This is a genomic window from Elusimicrobia bacterium HGW-Elusimicrobia-1 (assembly GCA_002841695.1).
Lineage (GTDB): Bacteria > Elusimicrobiota > Endomicrobiia > PHAN01 > PHAN01 > PHAN01.
The window spans coordinates 1-20694 of record PHAN01000020.1; the positions used below are offsets into that span (position 1 = coordinate 1).

At 55.9% G+C, this 20694-nt stretch carries 17 protein-coding genes; all 17 read right to left on the reverse strand.

Features of this window, described 5'->3' with window-relative positions; all coding sequences use genetic code 11:
* Positions 1-161: 161 nt before the first annotated feature.
* The 17 genes from CVU77_08350 to CVU77_08430 all read right to left on the reverse strand — a co-directional run bounded on the left by CVU77_08350 (position 162) and on the right by CVU77_08430 (position 20691).
* Entirely contained in the window at positions 162-2867 is a 2706-nt protein-coding gene (locus CVU77_08350) for a hypothetical protein (protein PKN00759.1), read from the reverse strand.
* On the reverse strand, positions 2864-4741 hold the full coding sequence (locus CVU77_08355) for a hypothetical protein (protein ID PKN00760.1): 1878 nt from the start codon (positions 4739-4741) through the stop codon (positions 2864-2866). Before CVU77_08355 ends, CVU77_08350 begins: the two co-directional genes overlap by 4 nt.
* A 58-nt stretch (positions 4742-4799) precedes the next feature.
* Complete coding sequence (locus CVU77_08360) at positions 4800-6050, reverse strand: hypothetical protein (GenBank protein ID PKN00761.1); 1251 nt, start codon at positions 6048-6050, stop codon at positions 4800-4802.
* The gene (locus CVU77_08365; protein PKN00762.1) at positions 5969-6682 is read right to left on the reverse strand and encodes a hypothetical protein; all 714 of its coding nucleotides are present in this window, start codon (positions 6680-6682) and stop codon (positions 5969-5971) included. The genes CVU77_08360 and CVU77_08365 overlap by 82 nt, the downstream gene beginning before the upstream one ends.
* 69 nt (positions 6683-6751) lie before the next feature.
* Positions 6752-7786, reverse strand: coding sequence for a Holliday junction branch migration DNA helicase RuvB (locus CVU77_08370; protein ID PKN00763.1), 1035 nt, complete (start codon positions 7784-7786; stop codon positions 6752-6754).
* 36 nt (positions 7787-7822) lie between these two features.
* A complete protein-coding gene (locus tag CVU77_08375; protein ID PKN00764.1) occupies positions 7823-8458 on the reverse strand; it encodes a hypothetical protein in 636 nt (211 codons plus the stop codon).
* The gene (locus tag CVU77_08380; GenBank protein ID PKN00765.1) at positions 8455-8952 is read right to left on the reverse strand and encodes a crossover junction endodeoxyribonuclease RuvC; all 498 of its coding nucleotides are present in this window, start codon (positions 8950-8952) and stop codon (positions 8455-8457) included. Before CVU77_08380 ends, CVU77_08375 begins: the two co-directional genes overlap by 4 nt.
* A gap of 45 nt (positions 8953-8997) precedes the next feature.
* Complete coding sequence (locus CVU77_08385; GenBank protein ID PKN00766.1) at positions 8998-9756, reverse strand: YebC/PmpR family DNA-binding transcriptional regulator; 759 nt, start codon at positions 9754-9756, stop codon at positions 8998-9000.
* A 47-nt stretch (positions 9757-9803) separates the two neighbouring features.
* A complete protein-coding gene (locus CVU77_08390) occupies positions 9804-12314 on the reverse strand; it encodes a hypothetical protein (GenBank protein PKN00767.1) in 2511 nt (836 codons plus the stop codon).
* Positions 12315-12334: 20 nt separating this feature from the next.
* Positions 12335-14734 (reverse strand): hypothetical protein, encoded by a 2400-nt coding sequence (locus CVU77_08395; protein PKN00768.1) that lies wholly within the window; start codon positions 14732-14734, stop codon positions 12335-12337.
* On the reverse strand, positions 14731-15669 hold the full coding sequence (locus CVU77_08400; protein ID PKN00769.1) for a hypothetical protein: 939 nt from the start codon (positions 15667-15669) through the stop codon (positions 14731-14733). The genes CVU77_08395 and CVU77_08400 overlap by 4 nt, the downstream gene beginning before the upstream one ends.
* Positions 15657-16730 (reverse strand): anthranilate phosphoribosyltransferase, encoded by a 1074-nt coding sequence (gene trpD / locus CVU77_08405; protein PKN00770.1) that lies wholly within the window; start codon positions 16728-16730, stop codon positions 15657-15659. Before trpD ends, CVU77_08400 begins: the two co-directional genes overlap by 13 nt.
* Positions 16727-17338 carry an anthranilate/aminodeoxychorismate synthase component II gene (locus tag CVU77_08410; GenBank protein ID PKN00771.1) on the reverse strand — a complete coding sequence of 204 codons (612 nt, stop codon included), beginning with the start codon at positions 17336-17338 and terminating at the stop codon, positions 16727-16729. The genes trpD and CVU77_08410 overlap by 4 nt, the downstream gene beginning before the upstream one ends.
* Positions 17338-18819 carry an anthranilate synthase component I gene (trpE, locus tag CVU77_08415; protein PKN00772.1) on the reverse strand — a complete coding sequence of 494 codons (1482 nt, stop codon included), beginning with the start codon at positions 18817-18819 and terminating at the stop codon, positions 17338-17340. Before trpE ends, CVU77_08410 begins: the two co-directional genes overlap by 1 nt.
* The gene (locus CVU77_08420; GenBank protein PKN00773.1) at positions 18816-19184 is read right to left on the reverse strand and encodes a phosphoribosyl-AMP cyclohydrolase; all 369 of its coding nucleotides are present in this window, start codon (positions 19182-19184) and stop codon (positions 18816-18818) included. The genes trpE and CVU77_08420 overlap by 4 nt, the downstream gene beginning before the upstream one ends.
* Positions 19181-19975, reverse strand: coding sequence for an imidazole glycerol phosphate synthase subunit HisF (locus CVU77_08425; GenBank protein ID PKN00774.1), 795 nt, complete (start codon positions 19973-19975; stop codon positions 19181-19183). The genes CVU77_08420 and CVU77_08425 overlap by 4 nt, the downstream gene beginning before the upstream one ends.
* Positions 19963-20691 carry a 1-(5-phosphoribosyl)-5-((5-phosphoribosylamino)methylideneamino)imidazole-4-carboxamide isomerase gene (locus tag CVU77_08430; GenBank protein PKN00775.1) on the reverse strand — a complete coding sequence of 243 codons (729 nt, stop codon included), beginning with the start codon at positions 20689-20691 and terminating at the stop codon, positions 19963-19965. Before CVU77_08430 ends, CVU77_08425 begins: the two co-directional genes overlap by 13 nt.
* Positions 20692-20694 lie beyond the last annotated feature (3 nt).

Below are 20694 nucleotides of genomic sequence, written 5' to 3' on the forward strand. Positions count from 1 at the left end.
CCGATGAGTCCGAACACAAGTATTTATACAAAATAATTGTTACGAAGTTGTTACGAAAAGAAAAAACGTAAATCGTGAAACGTGAATGGTGAAGGGTTAAAGGAAAACTACTCTTTCCGCTTCACTCTTCCCTCTTCCCGCTTCACGCTTCACGCATTATCTCACCTGCCGCACATTCCGGCGAAATCGCAGTACTGGCAATACGCTTCGTCATCGTCGTCGGCGGCGAACGGCGCGGCGGGGTCGTGAATTTCGGCGAGAAGATTTTTTAAGGACGGCAGAAAGATTTTCTCAAGCGCTTCCGACGGCTCGGACTTATCAAACACCTCGTCTTCCTTTATATCTTTGAGCGAGTAGTATGCCGCGCGGGGAGGAGCGACATTTTTGGCTTTGGAATAAAGCCACGAATACAGCGGAAGTTGAAACGACCTTATGAGTTTTTTCATTTCCTTGCGGGATTCAAGAGGCGATGAAAGTTTTTTCGACGGCACGGCGTAGGCGCCGGTTTTATAGTCGATGAGCCACGTTTCGGCCCCCCGCGAATCGACGCGGTCGATGCGCCCGCCGATTTTTACTTTGCGGCCGGCGGAGCCGACAATCAAATCTCCCGCGACTTTTTCCTCGGCGGCGATAATCTTAAAATCTTCGTCGCGACGGGATTCGGATTTAATCGCCTGATTAAGCCGATGTCTCGCCACTTCGCGCACCAGATACGCCTCGCCGCGCGACGGGCCGAGATGTTCCGCCGCTTTCTCGTCGATAATTCTGTCGAGCGTTTCTTTGGCCGACGGCGAACCGAGCGATTTTTTGTCGGGGAACATCCCGAAAAACTCTCTAAGGACTTCGTGCGCGAACTCGCCTATGCCGGCGGCTTCCAACTCGCCCGAAAAATCTTGAGTTTCGCGCAAACGCAGAACCGACGCGAAGTAAAACGCCGAGGGGCAGCGCATATATCTGTCGATGGAACTGGGCGAAAATGTCATAGAGTCGAGTATCGACAGACATTTTTCGCTCTTGGGGACGGAGTTTTTAGGCGGAGGCGACGCCGACGCGTTCACGCTGACCGCCTCGACGATGTCCTTCTGCCCGACGGCCACCGCGCCCGCGCGCTCGCGTTCCCAAATTATTTCCTCGACGTAGCGGCTTCTGGATTCGCGGCCGCCCTCGCGGTAAACGAGGTGCGCCTCGCGGGCGGAGTTTACGAGTGTCATAAAGTTTTTTCTTATCGTCTTTTCGCGGTCTCTGTACGTCGGAAGTCCCAGGGATTTTTTGAGCGGAGCGGGCAGCAGAGAATCGAATCTTGAAACACCCGGCAAAACGCCTTCGTTGACGTCGAGAACTATGATTTTTTCGAATTTAAGATTGCGCGCCTCGAGCATTCCCAGCAACTGAAGTCCTTTAAGAGGAACACCCGGAAAGGGAACCGTAGCCGCCCCTACGACGGAACGCAGCACATCGTAAAGAGAGGCGCGGGACATTTTCTCGGAGGCGGCGGCGGAACGCGACACACCTTCCAATAAACGCTCGTATCCGACGAAGAACTCCGAAGCGAACGGATACGCGCGCGAGGCCGAAGTCGCCGCGAATATGTCGAGAAGCCGCAGAAATCCTCCGGAGATTTCGCCCGGCGTGGACGCCCGCTCGAACGGCGCCGCCAGCGCGGCGTGAGCGCGGCGAAGCGATTCACGGCGTGACGCGGGAGCGGCGGCCTCTATATCGGAAAGCGAGGCGTGATGAGTTTTTATGCGGGATTTTTTCGACGCGGACGAAACGGCGGCGTGCGTTTGCTCCGGAGATTCCCCGTCGAAAAACATGGCGCGCACGTAGGGGTGGGACATCAGCCGCCTGTATTCGGCCACAAGGTAACCGCCTTCGGAGGAACGCGTTTCCTGAACTCTTATGACGAGATCGAAAAATGAATTGATGCCGGAGCGGGACAGCGGGTAACCCAGCGAGACGTTGTATTCCGCGTCGAATCTCCCCAGCGCTTCCGTCAACAGCGGCACAAGGGCTTCCGCGCGCGGAATGATGACGGCGGTGGAGCGCGCATCGAAACCGCGGGACAGTATTTCGGCGACTTTTTTAATCTGGGAATGAGTGTCGAAAGCGCGGTAAAGTTTGACGCCGGAGGAATTCCACGACGACGGCGGCTCGTAGGAGACCTCCACGACGCGCGCGCCGCCCGACGACAATCGCGCCAGAAGGCGGGTTTCCAAAACGGTAAGGTCGGAAAATCCGCAAACGTAAAAAACATCGACGCGCGGAAAATGTTTGGAGACGTCGAGGCCGCGCGACGAGGCGGCAAAGGCCATAGGGCGGGTCATAAGACCCAGCCGCGACAACTCGGCCGCGTAGGCGTCTCTTATCGACGGAAGACGGTCGACCACCTCGGCGAGATTTTGCGGCATACCTTCGGCGGACATCGACTTTACCCTCGATAAATCGAGCGCGGCCATATCGATTTCATCGACGGTCTCAAGCAGACGGCGGCCCCACGCGGCAAACTCTCCGAAATCGCGCGGAAAAATCTTTACGCCCGAGGAACCCGCCGCGCGAAACAGCGCGAAGATTCTGTCCAGATAGGAAGCCGGTGCGGCGCCCGGCAAAAGATTGACAGCCGCGCGATCGGCCAGATCGTTTATCGACAGAAGAACCGGCGGCGCGAACGGCGATTTGACTTCGGCGCGAAGCCGGTCTACAAGATAGTACAGCGGCCGGCGGTTCGGGAATATCACCGCGCTCGACGAGAAATCGCGCGGCGCGGCGGACCCTGAGCTATGTTTGTCGGCCAGAATCATTGCCGCCAAATCGTCGATGAGGTCGCCGCCCTGAGGAACGGTTATTCTTTCGGCGGATGATTTCTTCATAGCACGGCCGCGTCCACGTTCGCGACAACCCCCGACGCCGCGCGGCCAGAAAGCAGATAATTTCTGAGCGCTGCCGACGGCGCGGAGTATTTTATCATTACCTTGTATATGTAATTGCCCCTGAGCCGTTTTCTTGGCCCCGGCGACGGTCCCAGCGCCTCGACGCCCTCGGCGGCAAGCGCGTTGAGACCTTCGACGGCCCTGACGGCCGCCGCGAAAACTTTCTTTTCATTTTTCCCCGCGAAGGTCATCGCCGCGAGGCCTCCGTAGGGCGGATATCCGAGTTCTTTTCTGGCGGAAAGTTCGGCGGCATAGAAATCGCCGAAACTTTTGGCAAAAATATCCCCCGCGCCGGCCAGACGGGACGCCGGAAAAACCGCCAAACGCGCTCCCCCCGCGAAATCAGCGTATTCGGCGGCGCGCAGGAAAGATCTCTCGGCGGCCGTAAACTCGGGATGCGCCATATCAAGACCGGCGTCGGTTATCGCCACGACAAGAGTTTTTTTCTTCGTCAGATAGGGCGGGATGGGCGATGTTGTAACGATAAAATCCGCGTCCGCGACGTCATCGACATCGCTCGACAGCGATGAGACCGTCGCGACTTTGGCTGCGGGATAAAGCCGCTTAATCTCCGAGGCCATCCCGCCCGCGCCGAAAGACAGCGACTTGGCCTCCGACGAGCCGCACTTGGGGCAGCGCGGCGTCGCTCCGAAAGTTTTGGAGCAATACGGACATCTGAAATCCGCGACGCCGTTTGTTTCCACAAGAGACAAAGCCACGTCGCAGTCGGGACATTTGATTATGGCGGAACAAGCGCGGCAATAATAGCCGGATAAAGTGCCTTTGCGACCGGAGTGAATTATGGCCGATGAACCCACCGCGTAAGCGGCGTCAAGCATCGATGAGAGACGTTCGGATACCTGCGACGGACGGGAGAAATCCGCCGGGCGCTCCGTCTCAAAAGGCGAGGCGGAATATTCGGCAGGCATATTGACGGGACGTTTTAGTGCTCCGGACGAGAGCATTTCGAATATCTGCGACGAGAATACGAGGCCGCCGAACACGGCCTCTACGCCGTTTATGACGGAAGCGGCCGCCAGCGCGGCGTCGCGGGAAACGTAGTATGGCTTTCTGCCGTCTTTGTGGCCGTAATCGTAATCGCGCTCGATTATGATTTTTGAAAGTTTCGACGGGCGAAGGAAAACGGCCCGTCGCGCGCCGACGATAAAATGTCCGCCTCCCGAGGATATCTTCCCGAAAAAACTCTCAATGGCCGAAAGCGACGCCGCGGAGTTCCACTCTATCGGCGACAAATCGGCGAAACGAGCCAAGGCATAGCGCACGTCGGAAACGGCGGGCATAACCAGCAGCGCGCTTTCCCCCCGCGCCAGCGTTTCGGCGACGATTGCGCGATAGCTCTCGAAACGCTCCTCGAATTTCGCGCACACAACGGAAACCGGCGGGCGGTCTTTCTTCCGTGAAGCCGACCGCGAATGTTCAGCGCCCCGCGGCTCAAGCGCGGAAGAAAAAAGAGGGATCGTGATTCTTAAATCGGCCGGATACAGAAGGTCGCAGAAAACCGCCGGAGAGGCAAGGCAGCGTTCCGCCATATTTTCGGCGAAGCGAAGATTATCCGCGTCCAGCACAGGTTTATCGTCGATAACCGACAAAACGCTTTTCAGGGCGGATTCCCCGAACGCGCTTTTTTGTTTTTCCTTTAACACGTAACCGCGGCGACGGGAACGGCCGAAAGGCGCTTCGACCCGTCTTCCGACTAACGATAAATCACCGGGGGTCTCTTTTGCGGAATCGGCTCCGACGATATAATCGAAAGGTCCGTAAGGCGGGGCGTTAAAAACCACTTCAATAATCATAAATGCCGGCCGGAGTATGAAAAGTTTTTATTTGCGACGCGGAAGAAAAGTCCGCGCGTCAATCCACCACTTTTTTTATGTATGTGCCCGGATAGTAGAACCCGAGTATGTCGCGGTAATTCCTGCCGGAGTCGGCCATACCCTTGGCGCCCGCCTGGCACATCCCGACACCGTGTCCCCAGCCCTGTCCGCGGAATTCGAAGGAGTCCCTTCCGCGCACAATGGCATCGAGCTTGGTGCTTTTCATTTTCCACGAGTCCACGGCCAGACGGAATTTTCCCGCTTTTACGACGAGCGACCCGCCGGAATGAATTACTTTGATGAAACGCGCGCGGCCGGATACGTTTCTGGATACCACTTCAAGCGAGCGGATTTTCCCTACTTTGTATCCCGCGGCATTCAGGCGGGTTCGTATGTACGCCTCATCTATAACTGAACTCCATTTGAAATGCCTGTACCATCCGCAGTGAGGACATTTTTTGGCGATAAGATAAGTTATCGGAGAGCTTGAAACGTCCCAAACGTTGGACGGCTCCTCGGTATAGCCGCCGCAGGATGCGTGAAAAACAGTGTTGGCCGGTTCGCCCTTATCGTCCGCGAGAATCTCGCCCGCCGTCTCGACAACCGCCTTGTCCGTCGAGGAATGCTCGCCCGCCGCGCCGATGTAAACCTGGCAGTGCACCGTGGGGCACATATCGAATCCGTCTTTCGCGTGGCGGCCGGAATTCCGCCAGACAAATCCGCGGGCGGCGACCGCCTGGGCTTTGAGCGCTTCAAGCGGCCAGTCGTGACTCATTTCGGCCGCCAACACCCCTCTGACATAATTGTCTATGCCGAGTTCGTTTACGACCGTAAGACGCGAACCGGCGGCGGAAACTATTACGCTGTCGCGATAGTTTTTACCGTTTACTCTTACGAAACCATCGGACGAGGCGGGAGTAATTCTTAAGGGAGATGAATACGACTTGCCGTCGATAACCACTCTGCCGCGAACAGCCGTGACAAAATAATCGTCGCCTTTTCTGAAACGCGCGCCGACGGGATTTTGCATTTCGTAGAGCTTGTAATCGTCGCCGGCAAGATTGAAGCTGTCGACTTTTACTATGAGGCCCACGCGCACTATATCGCGGGCTTCGGCCGCCGAAAAAACCGATATCGCCGATGATAAAAGAAACATCGCGGCGACAGATGAGCGAAAAATCCGCGGGCGGTTTTTTGTCGTCATGATCATTTTTTTGTCGATGGCCTCAACCGCGCTTCCGCGCGGGCGGCGAGTTCGGCGGCGCGTTCCGCGGCGCTGGCCGGACATCCGCAGTATTTCTGGGAGTAGAGACCTTTTTGCCGGGCCATATTCTTGCCCTGATAATAAGCCGGACGGGAATCCAGATATAGAAATTCCGCGCCGAATTTCTTCGCGGCTTCGCGCGCCGCGGAAACCGCAAGTTCATGTTCCTGATAAGGGCTGGCAAGGAGCGTCGTCGAAAATGCGTCAAAATTCATTTCCGAGGCGGTACGCGCGACCTCGGAGATTCTCTTTTCGTAGCAAACCGCGCATCTTGCGGGTTTCGGCGCGGCAAGCGCGGCGGCAAAATTGCGGGAATCGGCGTCGACGGGCGCGGCAATGGTATCGACACCCTTCATCTCGTTGAACTTTATCAGAGATTCCCTGCGAAGCGCGAGTTCCGCATCGGGACCGATATTGGGATTAAACCAAAAGCCGGTAACGTCGAAACCCGACGGTATTATTTCAAAAAATGACGCGGAGCAAATGGCGCAGCACTGATGAACGAGTATCTTTCGGGTCATTTTATTTGTAATTGTGTCATTTATCCACTCAGAACGTTTCCCATCCGGCGAGCCGCGGCATACCCGCCATTTTGTAGCGGGCGCATTGCAATGCGCCTCAATCGCGGAGTTACCATCCGCCCTGCACGGCGGCATAGCAATGCCGCCGCTACAAAAACTGAATCGCTTCGCCTCGCAATGACGATTTTTTTATTCCGGATATTTTCAGAAAAGTCCGTTTTTCCGTTCGGGAATTTGCAGCCCCAGATGGGCATAGGCCTTGTCGGTGGCCACGCGACCGCGGGGAGTTCTGGCGAGATACCCCTCCTGTATGAGAAAGGGTTCGTACACGTCGGAAACCGTGTCGGCGTCCTCGGAGACGGCAATGGCGACCGACTCTATTCCGACGGGCCCGCCCGAAAATTTCTGGGCGAGCGCCGACAATATCTTTCTGTCGGTATCGTCGAGACCGGCGGAATCGACGCCCATTTTATCGAGCGCCATGCGCGCCGTTTCTATCCCTATGATTTTTTCGGATTTTACTTCCGCGAAATCTCTTATTCGTTTGAGCAGCCGGTTGGCTATGCGCGGCGTTCCGCGCGAACGCGAAGCCACTTCCGTGGCGGCTGCGTCGTCTATGGCGGCGCCCAGTATTCCGCCGGAACGGAGCACTATCGCCTTGAGGTCTTCGGGAGTGTAGTATTCCAGATGCCCGACTATTCCAAAGCGTTCCCTCAGAGGTGTGCTCAGAAGTCCCGCGCGGGTGGTTGCCCCGACCAGAGTAAACCGCGGCACGGCCAGACGGAAAGTTCTTGCGCTGGGCCCCTGGCCGAGTATCACGTCGAGCTTAAAATCCTCCAGCACGGGATAGAGAGATTCTTCCACGAGATGCGTAAGGCGGTGTATCTCGTCGATAAAAAGCACGTCGCCTTCGGTCATATCGGAAAGTATGGCGGCCAAATCCCCCACCCTGGCCAGCACGGGACCGCTTGTGGAGCGAAGATTCACGCCCATTTCGCGGGAGATGATGTGAGCAAGCGTGGTCTTGCCGAGTCCGGGCGGAGAATAAAACAGACAATGGTCGAGCGGCTCTTTTCTTTTATGGGCGGCGGCAAGATACACTCTTAAATTTTCCTTGAGAGCGTCCTGACCGACGAACTCGTCGAGAGTGGGCGGCCGCAGAGCGTTTTCGTAGAGGATTTCGGTCTCGGCTGCCGGCGTGTCGGAAGGGACATTCTTTTTGGGTTTGCCGTTTGTCATAATATTGCTCCGTTGCGGCCGTGTTCGGCCTGAGCGTTAAAACAAAAATTTAAGAGCAGCGCGCACAAGACGCTGCGCGTCGGGAGATGACTCGTCGCCGGACGATATTATCGACGATACGGCTTCGTCGAGCGCCAAGCGGGCCGCGCCCTCGCGGTATCCCAGGGCGATAAGAACGGCGAGCGCTTCCGAGCGGGCCGTAGCGCCGGCGAAACCCGGAACATGCCCCGTCTGACGCCCGGCCCCGCCAATATCGAGCGACTCTATTTTTTGTTTCAGGGCGACTATCATTTTTTCGGCGGTGGGCTTTTTGAAACCGAAGATTGTCGTCAGCGCCGAAGAGTCCCTGCATTCGACAGCTTTTTTGAAATCGGCCGGAGATTTTTTTATTTTGTCGAGATATTCCAGCGCCTTTTTCGCCCCGGTTCCGGGAACGTCCCTCAGGAGCGAGAAGATGTCCTGTTCCGTCACGGAGGCGAATCCGTAAAGGGTTGTCCCCCCGCCGTACATCGCCGTGGATTCGCTTATGTAAAGCATGGCCTCGCCTCCGACGGCCGGCAGCTCGACGGCCGTCGACGGCGCGACGAATATCCGCCATCCTATGCCCGACGCTTCCAAAACGACCGAAGAGGACGTCTTTGCGATTATCCTTCCGTTTATGGACGCTATCATCGGTATCTGCCTCTCGTATAGTAATGACACAGAGCGACGGCCGCCGCGTCGGCGGCGTCGTCGGGCGTGGGCGGCTTTGAAAGCCGCAAAATCGTTTTTATCATCGACTGCATCTGACTTTTCGACGCCGAGCCGTACCCCGTAAGTGTTTTTTTCACGCTTACGGGATTGTACTCAAAAACCTCTATCCCCCGCCCCGCGGCGACGGCTATCACGGCTCCGCGGGCCTGCGCCACCCGCAGCACCGACGCTGACTTCTTCATAAAGAAAAGTTCTTCGACGGCCATCGCCGTCGGGCGCCACGTGTTTATTTTACTTTTGATTCCGGCCGTCAGAGAAGCGAGCCGCGCGTCGAGCGCGTCGGAAGCGGGCGTCTCGATGACGCCCAACCCCAGACATTTCGGCGATTGCGACGGGGCGGCCGCTCCGTCGGGAACTTCAAGGGCGCACCAACCCGTCCGCGCCAGGCCGGGATCTATACCCAATATTATCATACGCGCGACAACCTTCCCGATGTCTTTGCCCGGTGTCCGGAGACGTCAGCCCGCATCGGCGATTCTCCCCATATCCTCTTTTGAAATATCGAAGTTCGCGAAGACGGTTTTAGTGTCCTCGGAGTCCTCCAGTTCTTCCATCAGTTCCAGCATTTTTCTGACGTCGTCGCCGCGAAGTTTTATGAACGTGGACGGCTGCATCGAGACCTCGGCGGTCTCTACGGGTATTTTTTTCGCCTCGACGGCCGCTTTGACTTTTTCAAAACCGGCCGGCGCGGTGATTATTTCATAAACGTCGTCGTCTTCCGTGCGGACGTCGTCGGCGCCGGACTCAAGCGCCACGGAAATTATTTCGTCTTCGGCGACTTTGCTTTTATCCACGGCGATATATCCTTTTTGGGAAAACATCCACGCCACGCATCCGTTCTCGCCGAGGTTGCCGCCGTGGCGGGCGAATATCCTTCTGAACTCCGAAGCCGTCCGGCTGCGGTTGTCGGTGGCGGCCTCGACGATGACGGCCACGCCGCCGGGTCCGTATCCCTCGTAGGATATTTCATCGTAAGTCACGCCGGGCAGTTCGCCCGTGCCTCTCTGGACGGCTTTCTTGATATTGTCCAGCGGCATATTCGCGTCGCGAGCGTCGTCTATGGCTTTTCTTAAGCGCGCGTTATGCTCCGGATTGCCTCCGCCCATTCGCGCCGCAATGGTTATTTCTTTTGTCACTCTGGTAAAAACCTTGCCGCGCTTCGCGTCGATAATCGCCTTCTTGTGTTTTATCCCTGCCCACTTGGAATGACCTGACATAATGTCCTCTCTTTAATTTGAGTCAATTGAAAAACCCCCGTCATTTGTCATTCTGAGTCCTTCGCGATGTCATTCTGAGCGAAGCGAAGAATCTCAGTTTTTCGCTCAGGATAAACTCCGCGAAGAATCTCGTTTCCCGACGACAAACGAGACCCTTCACGGAGCATGCCCTGAGCCAAAGCGAGACCCTTCGTTTCACTCAGGGTGACAAAAGCGTATGATTCCGTCTTAAGTTTTTCCGCCGCCATGGCATTGGACGGGTCGCGTCTCAATATCTCGCGCCACTGCGCCGACGCATCCCGGACGCGCCCCTGTTTTTCGCAGGCGAGCGCAAGATTTATTCTGAGCGAAACATTGTCCGGACGGGCGGCCGACAATGTCTCGTAAATGCCCGACGCATCGGCATATTTTCCGGATACGTAATAAACGTTGGCAAGATAAAATTTAGCCCTGAAACTTCCGGTGTGACGGCGCGTCAGTTCGAGCGCGGCTTCGAGCGCGTCGTCGTATCTGCCCGCCGAAGTCAACGATTCCACGCGGCGGAGTTTCGATTCAAAATCGTCGGCGGGAATTTTTATGCCCGACGTGCGCGACAGATTTTCGAGATTCCTTCGAGCCACGGCGAAGTCGGGGTCGATTGCCAATGCCTCGGCATAATAGGACGCCGCCTTGCGGACATCGCCTGTTCTTGTGAGCAGATAACCGAGGTTATTCAATATGTCGACGGAGCCCGGGAAAAATTCCCGCGCGCGCCCGAAAAGCGCGGCGGCGGCGCGGATGTTCTCCGGAGTAAGATCCGCAAAATAAATACTGCCCAGCGCCGCGTAAGAATCCTGCGATTGCGGATTTATCGCCAGCGCTCTGGAATAATTCACAATGGCGTCCTGTCTGCGTCCCGCCTGATTGTACACGGTGGCCATATTGAAGAATATCTCGTCGTAACCGGCGTTGGCGCGTAACGCCTCTTCGTATGCCGAAAGCGCTTCTTGGCGCCTGCCGAGACGCGCGTAAACGTTGGCCAGTTCATAATTATTGTTGACCTCGAACCGCTGATAGCGGTGCGCCCGCTCAAGGTGCGGCAGCGCCGAGGCCACGTCGCCGCGCTTGGCGAATTTAAATCCCGAGAAGTAATTTATTTCCCCCTGAAAATTTCTGTAATACTTTACGACCGTAAGCGCGCCCGCCGCGATGAGAACCGCGACTATACCCTTGCGAACGGCTCCGGTCAGCGGAATCTGACGCCGCCGGATTCCGGCTTCGGCCGACAGCGAACCGACAACCCACCAGTAAAGAAACGCGGGCACGGCGAAATGAAGAGAAACGTTCATCAGATTGTCGACGAGCATCCCGACAACTCCGGCCAGCATACCCGCCATCATAAGCCGTTTTGCCCCTTCGCGCGCGCGAACGGCCGCAAGACCCGCGGCGAAGACGGCGGTCAGCATCCACAAATATATTCCGAATCCGACGATGCCGGTCTGCGAAAGTATTTCGAGTATTTCGTTGTGAGTGTTGTTGGCGTGCGTCCGCCAATTTCTGTACGTCTCAAGAAAAAGATACTTGCCTTGGTAATACGGATAGAAAAGCTCGAAAAGTCCCCACCCCCGTCCGAGTACGGGATTGTCCGACGCCATATGCCACGCGCACGACCATATCAACATTCGTTGATGAAGCGGCCCGTAAGTTGCGCCCGAGTGGGGTTTCATCTCGGCAAAACGCTCATAGACCGCCGGCACGTATTTTTCGGAACTCCTGGGATGAGGCCAGAAAAGCAGCGCAACCGCCGCAAAAGCGGCCAGCAGCGCAAGGCGTTTGCGCGAGCGCGCGTTAAAGACCATCCCTCCGCCGAGGACTAAAAATATTGCCAGCGCCGCTACGGCTCCCGTCCACGACGAGCGGGTAAGCGTGACTATAAGAGAAACCGAGTAGACGACTATGCAGACAAAATACGTCCGGGCGCCCGCTCCGTCTTCGGCCGAAAGGTAGCGGGCCATCGCCATAGGCAGAAGAACCACCAGAAACGACGACAGGAAGTTGGGATTGCCGAAACTCGAAACCGAACGTCCGCCGAAAGGATTGAGGGCCGTCGCCCATATCATCTCGAATCCCAGAAACTGCATTACGCCGTAAAGCGCCGCCACGAAACCTACGAAAAAAAATACCGAGCGGAATCGCCGGGCGTTATTCTCGTCGATAAAATTGAGCGGGATGTAATAAACCAATACTACGTTCGTAAGCGCAAAGAGCCATCTCTTGAGACCTTCGGAGTAAGACGAGTACCACAGAAAGGCGTCGGAACGGACGGCGGCCAGATTGAAAAGCCATGTGAACGTCGCAAACGCGAAAAAAACGACAACCGGAATATCGAACGCTCCCGTCGTAAAAGTAATTTTGGAGTCCTTCAGCGAGCGGTAAAGAAAAAGCATCCAGAGTATTACCGTGGCGGCGTTCAAGAAAACTATCTGGAAATAATACGGATTGCGCGTCAGGTTCGTAAAAAACACCAGCGGCGAGACAATCAACATCAGATAGATAAGAATTTTTTCCGTTTTTGTCATAGTTCGTCAAAAAATAAACTCTATTGCCCTCCGACGGCCCGGACAGCGTCGGGATCGTTGGGCGACACATCGCGCACCTTGCGCCACATACGGACGGCCTCCGACGGGCGTCCCTGCTGGGAGTACATCGAAGCCAGGTTTTTGAGCGCCTGCAAATTCTGCGGCCATATCGAAGCGGCGAGAGCGTAATACTCTTCGGCCTTGCGGAAATCGCGCGACAAATATTTAAGATTGCCCAGATTCATATAAGTTTCGCTGAACTCGGAGGCGCGGCGCCAGCTCCAGTCCTCGGGATACATCGAATGGTGAGTTCCCCTGTGGCTTACGCACCAGTCCGGCACAGTAATGGCGGGACGCCCCGTCTTTTTTGCGACCCATTCTTTTTCGTCGGAGCCCGGTATGAATATATCCTTGGCGGCATAGATATGTCGCCAGTATGTCTCTTCGGCTTTGTCAATTTCGCCCCTCTGAATATAAACCCAGGCCATACGATAATAATTCTGGGCGAACACCGGATCTATGGCGTGATATCTCTCGAATTTGTATATGGCGCGATCCCATTCTTTGCGGGCGCGGGTCATATCGCCCGTCTGCCTGTAATAATCGCCGAGTTTCAGATGGACAAGACCGGCTTGATGATAGGACTGCACGTAATTGGGCGCCAGCGTCCAGACGTCTCCGTACTTGGAGATGGACCGTTCGGGATCCACTCTGCCTTTAATGCCGGACATTATTCCGCTCCACGGCTCGTCGGTTTCCACGTCTCCCCATTCGGGATGAAAATCGCGGTTGATGTTAAAGCGGTCGTTATAAACGTTGCCCATAAAATAGTGAGTCATTATGAAACCGAAATTATTGCGCGTGACCTTGTTGTAAAACGTGAGCGCCTCCGGCCAGCGTCCCTGTTTGGAAAACGATATGGCAATGTTGTGATAAATGTCCGCCGTGAAGAATCCGTAGAAAACGTTTATCGCCCAAATCGCCGGGACTATCAACAGAAGTTGTATCGCCCTTCGCATATTCAGCGCAATGGGATTGCCTTTCAATAACGGCGGCGGCGGATTGTCGGGCATGGGATTGTGAATTATCAGCGCGCCTATCGAACCGATGATAAACCACAGCATTACGCCGCTGGACACAAATCTTAAACTCACGCACACGGCGTTGTGCGCGAGCATACCCGCAAGGGCCGAGAGCAATCCCCACATATAATATGCCCTGGCGTCGGGATTCTTAGAGCGGTCGTCCGCCCCCGAAAATATCCTCATCCCCTTGAAACCGCCTATAATAAAAACCCCGAGCAGCCATAAGAAAATACCGAAACCCGCGATGCCTTCGTCGTACAAGATTTCAAGATATTCGTTTTCGGGATGATCGCTTTCCGTGTTGTGCTTGCCTTCGATGTAAAATATCTGAGGACGCCTGTACGACGGGTATGTGACGTAGAAAGACCCGATTCCGGTGCCGAGCGCCGGGTTTGTGTTTATCATCTCCCAGCAGGAAAGCCAGGTGTAAACCCTGAACTTTATCGAATCGGTTCTGGCGATTGTCGCTTTGTACGTCATAAAACCGGTTATCAGCAGAACCACCGACAAAACCAGCAGAATATTTTTCTTTATTCGCTCCTTATTGAAGTGCGCGAAATAGGTCAAGCCCAACAGACAAAACGCCGCAAAGCCGGCGGCGTAGCCGAGCCACGCGCCCTTGGAATACGTGACGATTACGTTGAACGTAATCATGAGCCAGAGTACCAGAAGATACGGCTTGCGCGTCTTGATGTAGAGCGCCAGCGTAAGAGGACTTGTCACGGCCAGGAAGTCGCCGAAGAAGTTGGGATTGCCGAAAGTGGAGAATATCCTGTAACTGAATGCCTGCCGCCAGATGAACGGATCCAGTCCGGGCTCGGGATTCGGCGGAAAAAACTTGCCGTCGAGGAATTGCACGATGCCGTAAGCCGCCGATACAAACGCGGCGGCGAGCACCCACTTAATAAGTTTGTCGACGGAACGGCGATCGGAGAAATCTTTCATTATTATCATCGCCAGCGCGAAATAGACGATGCGCCTTATGAGTTCGTTGCCGGACGCCCACGGAAACGGCGAGCGGAAATATGAAATCACCGCCGAGGCCATGAACATTGCGACGGGAAGAGTCAGAATATTGTTATCCGCAAAAAACTTCCAGGAGTTTTCCTCCAATATTTTTATGAGAAAAAAAGTCAGCAGGGCGGTGCCGCCGATCTGGGTGATGGTTATTTTTATCTGGGCGGAATCGTAAGTTTTCAGGTAAAACATTATCGCCACCAGAAAAAGAAAAACGGGCGTAAGGGTTACGATCGCTTTACCCAGCGAGTTTATAAGACCTGCCGACGGCGAACCGGCGTAACCGTGCGAATTTTGCGATGTCGGTGTTTTAATCATAGTTTCATCCTCACAGATGCCAGATGTGTCGAGCCCAATTCGCTGCGCGGCTGCCACGCGTAATCAAAATCGAAGCCGTTAAGACGCAACCCGAAGCCCGCCGATATTCCGGAGAGTAAATAATCTCCCGTGTCGTATTCGCGAAAAGAATGCCTGTATCCCGCGCGGACGTCGAAACTATCGACCACGGGGACTTCCAATCCGAGTTTGGCCTCGCCGAAACCCTGCAAATCGTATTCCCCCTCGACGGCAAACGCGACGCGGGAAGTTTTGGCGAGTATGGAAATATACGCGCTCGAAGGCAGCAAGTAGCCGCCCGAAAAAGCCGCGCCGACGTTGCGCGCGCCCAGAAAAAACATCGAGCGCGCGTCGATAATTTCCATCAGCGCCACGTCGGCGGCGACGCCGTAATAGGATTCGGAATATAATTTTTCTACGATAAGTTTGGACGAAACGCCGAAATACGTCGTGTCCTGAATATGTCCGGCGTAGAAGCCGCCGAAAGATCCGGAATAAGTGGCGAAATCGCCGTCGTCGGCGTACAGATAGCTTCCGGCGGAGGCCGGCGCCAGCGTGCGACGCTGCGAGGTCGTCAGCGTATTGAGGGCGAAACCCGCCGCCGAGCCCGAATTAGAATCCCGCAAAACGCCCGCGGCGGCGAATGTCGCCGCGGATCCGTCGAGACGGCTTGCTCCGGAAAAAGCCGCTTCTCGACGCTTGGAAAGAAACGCCAGCGATGGATTCTGGATTATACCCAGCGGCTCCGGATTAAAAAATGAATTGACCTCGCCCAAAGACACGTGACGGGGCGAGGCGGGACTCTTCAAAAATCTGAATATCGAAGTTTCGGCGGCGGAAACGCGGGCGGCAAGAAAGCCCGATAACAAAACCGCCGCGGCAAAAGAATACAATCCGGCACGCCTCATTTTCTGCACATTTCCCTCAAGGATTCGAGTTTTCGCATCGCTCCGCCGGAATCTATGGATTGTTCCGCGAGTTTTACGCCGGAGGCAAAATCCGGCGCGCGTGACACCGCGACCAGAGCCGCCGAAGCATTTATGAGCACTATGTCTCTTCGCGGGCCTTTTTCGCCTTTCAGCACGGCAAGTATTATCGAGGCGTTTTCCTCCGAATCGCCGCCCTTTATGTCTTCGGGGTTGGCGCGTTTCACGCCGAAATTATCGGGCGTGACCCTGTACGTCCTTACGCCGCCGCCGGAGAGTTCGGAAACTCTTGTGACGCCGGTTACGGAAATCTCGTCGGTGGAATCCATCCCGTGCACCACGAAAGCCCTGTGCGCGCCGAGTTTTCCGAGCACCATCGCCAGCTTTTCGGTCAATTCGGGAGCGTAAACTCCCAGAACCTGCACGTTTGCCGAAGCGGGGTTTGTAAGCGGCCCCAATATGTTGAAAATAGTTCTTATGCCTATCTGCCGTCTGGGGCCGGCGGCGTGCTTCATCGCCCCGTGCATTACGGGCGCGTAAAGAAATCCTATTCCGACGACACGAAGACATTCCTCGACTTTTTCCGGCGTGACGTCGAGATTCAATCCAAGTTTTTCCAGAACATCGGCCGAACCGCAGGCCGATGACACCGCGCGGTTGCCGTGTTTTGCCACGGTTACTCCGGCGCCGGCCACAACGAATGCCGTGGCGGTGGAAACATTGAATGTCTTGGTCTTGTCCCCTCCGGTGCCGCAGGTATCCACAATGGTTTCGTCTTCGACGTTTATCTCGTCTCTGTCTATACCGACAGCGGTCGCTCCGTCGGAAACGGCATGGCGGCGCACTCTAATCTTTACGGCTTTTTCGCGCATGACGCGGGCGCAGCCGGTGATCTCGTCAACCGTTTCGCCTTTCATCCGCAGAGCCACCGCGAAAGCGGCTATTTGCGCGTCGGTGGCCTCCTGCGACATAATTTCACGCATAACGTCGGCGGCCTGCCGCTCGGTAAGGTCTTTTTTATCAACGAGAAGTTGTATGGCCTCTTTTATCATTTTGAAACCCCCGCACCCGGCACGGCGGCAAGAAAATTCCGCACGATTTTTTTACCGTCGACGGTAAGTATCGACTCCGGATGAAACTGCACGCCTTCCAGACACGCGCGGCGCGACGGGCCGTAGAAACTTTTTTTAAGACGAAGCCCCATTATCTGGCCGTCGGGAGCCGTCGCCGAGATTTCAAAACAAGCGGGCAGAGTCCGTTTTTCCACCACAAGGGAGTGATATCTGGTGGCCTCGAACGGATTGGGAAGTCCACTGAAAATAGTTTTTCCGTCGTGCGAGATGGGCGACGTCTTTCCGTGCATAAGCTTCTTTGCCCTTATCACGCGGGCGCCGAACGCGGCGCCTATCGACTGATGCCCCAGACAAACCCCGAACAGCGGAACGCGGCCGGCAAAATGCTTTATTGCCTCCACGGAAATGCCCGCTTCGGCGGGCGTGCACGGACCGGGCGAGACCACGATGGCCGCGGGCCGCAATTTTTCTATGTCTCCGACGGATACATCGTCGTTTCTGACGACTTTGACGCGAGGCGACATCTCGCTTATGTACTGCACGAGATTATAAACGAAGGAATCGTAATTATCTATGACAAGTATCATTATCGGCTCCGCAGTCCGCGGGCAAGTTCCAGCGCTTTGAACAATGCCCGCGCCTTGTTCTGCGTCTCGCGCAGTTCTTTCGACGGCACGGAATCGGCGACTATTCCGGCGCCCGCCTGCACGTAGGAAACCCGCCCTTTTCTGATTATGGTTCTTATCGTTATGGCGGTGTCCATATTGCCGTCGTAGGAAAAATATCCCACGGCTCCGGCGTAAGGGCCGCGGGCGGAGGGCTCGAGCTCGTCGATAATCTGCATTGCCCTCACCTTGGGCGCGCCGGTGACGGTTCCCGCCGGAAAGCACGCGCGGAAAAGGTCGAACGCGTCCGCCGAAGGTTTAAGTTCGCCGGTGACTGTCGAGACCATATGCATAACGTGCGAATATTTTTCTATCTGCATCAACTCCGACGTCTTTACCGTCCCGGGTTTGCATACCCTGGACAGATCGTTTCTGCCGAGATCGACGAGCATTATGTGTTCGGCGCGTTCCTTGGGGTCGCGCAGAAGTTCGGCTGCCAGCGCCGCGTCCCTCGCGGGATCCCCCGATCTGGGACGAGTTCCGGCTATGGGTTTGGTGATAGCGGCCGAACCCTCTTTTCTGACGAGGATTTCCGGCGAAGACCCTATGACGTAAAAATCGCCGAAGCGGAAAAAATACATGTACGGCGACGGATTTATCATCCTGAGCGCGCGATAAACGTCGAACGGAGAAGCCGACGTATCGCTCTGAAAACGCTGCGAAAGGACGACCTGTATGACGTCGCCCGCCCTGATGTAGTTTTTAGCGCGCGCTACGGCGGCCATAAATTTCGCGGGAGACGTGTTCGACACTATCTTTTGCCGCGCGCGGCGGCGGTCAGACGCGAACGGGGTCTGAGAAAAAACGGACGGGGACTCGATTTTTTTTATCACGGCGTCTATGCGCCGGCAGGCCGAGGCGTATAGTTTTTTCGTCGGGCGGCGGCCGCCGCGAAGATCGACGCAGGCCACGACCTGGATACTGTGAAACAGATGGTCGAACACTATCATGCCGTCGGTAAGAAAGAATATCGCTTCCGGAAGTTTGAGGTCGTCGCGCGGACTGTCGGGCAGATTTTCAAACTGTCTTACGACGTCGTACGAGCAGTACCCGACGGCGCCGCCCCAGAACCTGGGCAAACCTTCGACACGCGCCGGTCTCACGGTTTCCAGACGGGCGCGCAGGGCATCCGTCACGCCGTCGAATTTTCCCCGGGTGATTATTTCGGACGGCTCCGGAATAATGAACGAGTACCTTCCCCATCGCTCGCCGCCCTCTACGCTTTCAAGCAGGGCGCAGTGCCTGTGAGAATGCGCCGTTTTGGCAAAACAGGAAACCGGCGTCTCAAAATCTCCCACTATCTTCCGGTAGACCGGAATAAAATTCGATTTCCGCGATAATTTTTTCAATTCGGCGTATGTCGGGCTGTACTGTCCGCCATCGGCCGAAAATCTTTCCGTCATTTCTTGGCTCCGGCGGCGCCGGTTATGGCTCCGTTTTCAATCTTTCTGAAAAAGCACGAACGCTCCCCCGTATGGCACGCCGCTCCGCCGAGCTGCTCGATTTTAACAAGCAGACAATCGGCGTCGCAGTCGACCAGAATCTCTTTTACGCGCTGGAAGCAACCAGAAGTTTCTCCCTTAATCCAGAGTTTCCCGCGCGAACGGCTCCAATAGGTGGCGTTGCCGGTTTTAAGCGTGGCCAACAGCGACTCGGCGTTCATATAGGCCACCATAAGGACGGTTCCGTCGGAAGCGTCCTGCGCGACCGCCGGTATAAGGCCGTCGGCGCCGAATTTCAGCAGGGATATCAATTCGTCTGTTTTCATTTTTTCTCCGATTTGTAGATTGTCCCGACAGGTCGCACGGACACTCCGCGCACGGCAAGATATTTTTTAAGTTTGCCGATTTTTATTTCTCCGAAATGGAAAAGCGAGGCCGCCAGACAGGCCGACGCGCCGCCCTTGCGAAACCCGTCGTAAAAATCTTTTTGGCAGCCGGCGCCGCCCGACGCTATCACGGGTATGCGCACCGCCCGGGAAACGGCCCCGGTAAGGTCGATGTCGTATCCGTCTTTTGTGCCGTCCCTGTCCATACTCGTCAGCAGTATTTCTCCCGCTCCGGATTTCTCGACGGAACGCGCCCAGCGAACGGCGTCTATGCCGGTCGGCGATCTTCCGCCGTGCGTGAAAACTTCCCATCCGTTTTTCGCGCCGCAGCGACGTTTCGCGTCGATGGCCGCCACCACGCATTGAGAACCCACGGCGGCGGCTGCCGCCTTTAGAAGCCGGGGATTTTCAACGGCGGCCGTGTTTATGGATACTTTGTCGGCTCCGGCCAGAAGAAGTTCTCTGACGTCGGAAACCTTTCTTACTCCGCCCCCGACGGTAAGCGGTATGAAAACGCTTTCGGCGGTGCGGCGAACCACATCCAGAAGAATCTTTCTTTTCTCGTGCGAGGCGGTTATATCCAGGAATACGATTTCATCGGCGCCGCCGGCGTCGTAACGCGCCGCGCATTCCACCGGATCGCCGGCGTCCCGCAGGTTCAGAAACTTTACGCCTTTGACGACTCTGCCGGCATTGACGTCAAGACAGGGAATTATTCTTACCGCGAGCAAGCCATCGCCTCCGCGAGAGTGAATTTTTTTTCGTACAGCGCCTTTCCGACGATTATGCCGGATATCCTCGGACTGTGCAGAGCGGTAATATTTTTAATGTCTTCAAGCGACGCCACGCCGCCCGAAACTATTATATCGACGGGCGACGACGCCGCCAGTTTCCGGTAGTACTCCGCGTCGACGCCTTCCAGCGTGCCGTCGCGCGAGACGTCGGTTACTATGGCTTCCCGAATGCCCATATCGAACGCGATTTTCAGATATTGCTCCACGGAAGAATCGACCGTCTTGCGCCATCCGTCGACGGCTATCCGTCCGCCGGACGTATCGCACGCAGCCATTATTCTGCCCTGATTTTCCTTCGCGGCCAGGAGGACTTCGTTCGGGGCGTCGGACATAGCCGTACCCATAAGCACGTAATCGAATCCCGCCGCGACGAGTTGTCCGGCGCGGGCGGCGGTTCTGACTCCGCCGCCAATCTCTATGGGAATTTTTACAGCCGAGCGCACCGCCTCTACGGCACGGACATTTCTTAGGGGTTCGCCGAAAGCGGCATCGAGATCCACCAGGTGTATTCTTCCCGCGCCGGACTTCTCCAGCGCGACGGCCACCGCCGACGGATCGTCGGAATAAAATACCGCGTCCTCGGCGCGGCCTTTTGTGAGCCGGACGCAGCGACCGTCTTTGACGTCGATAGCCGGTATTATCAAAATACCCATACG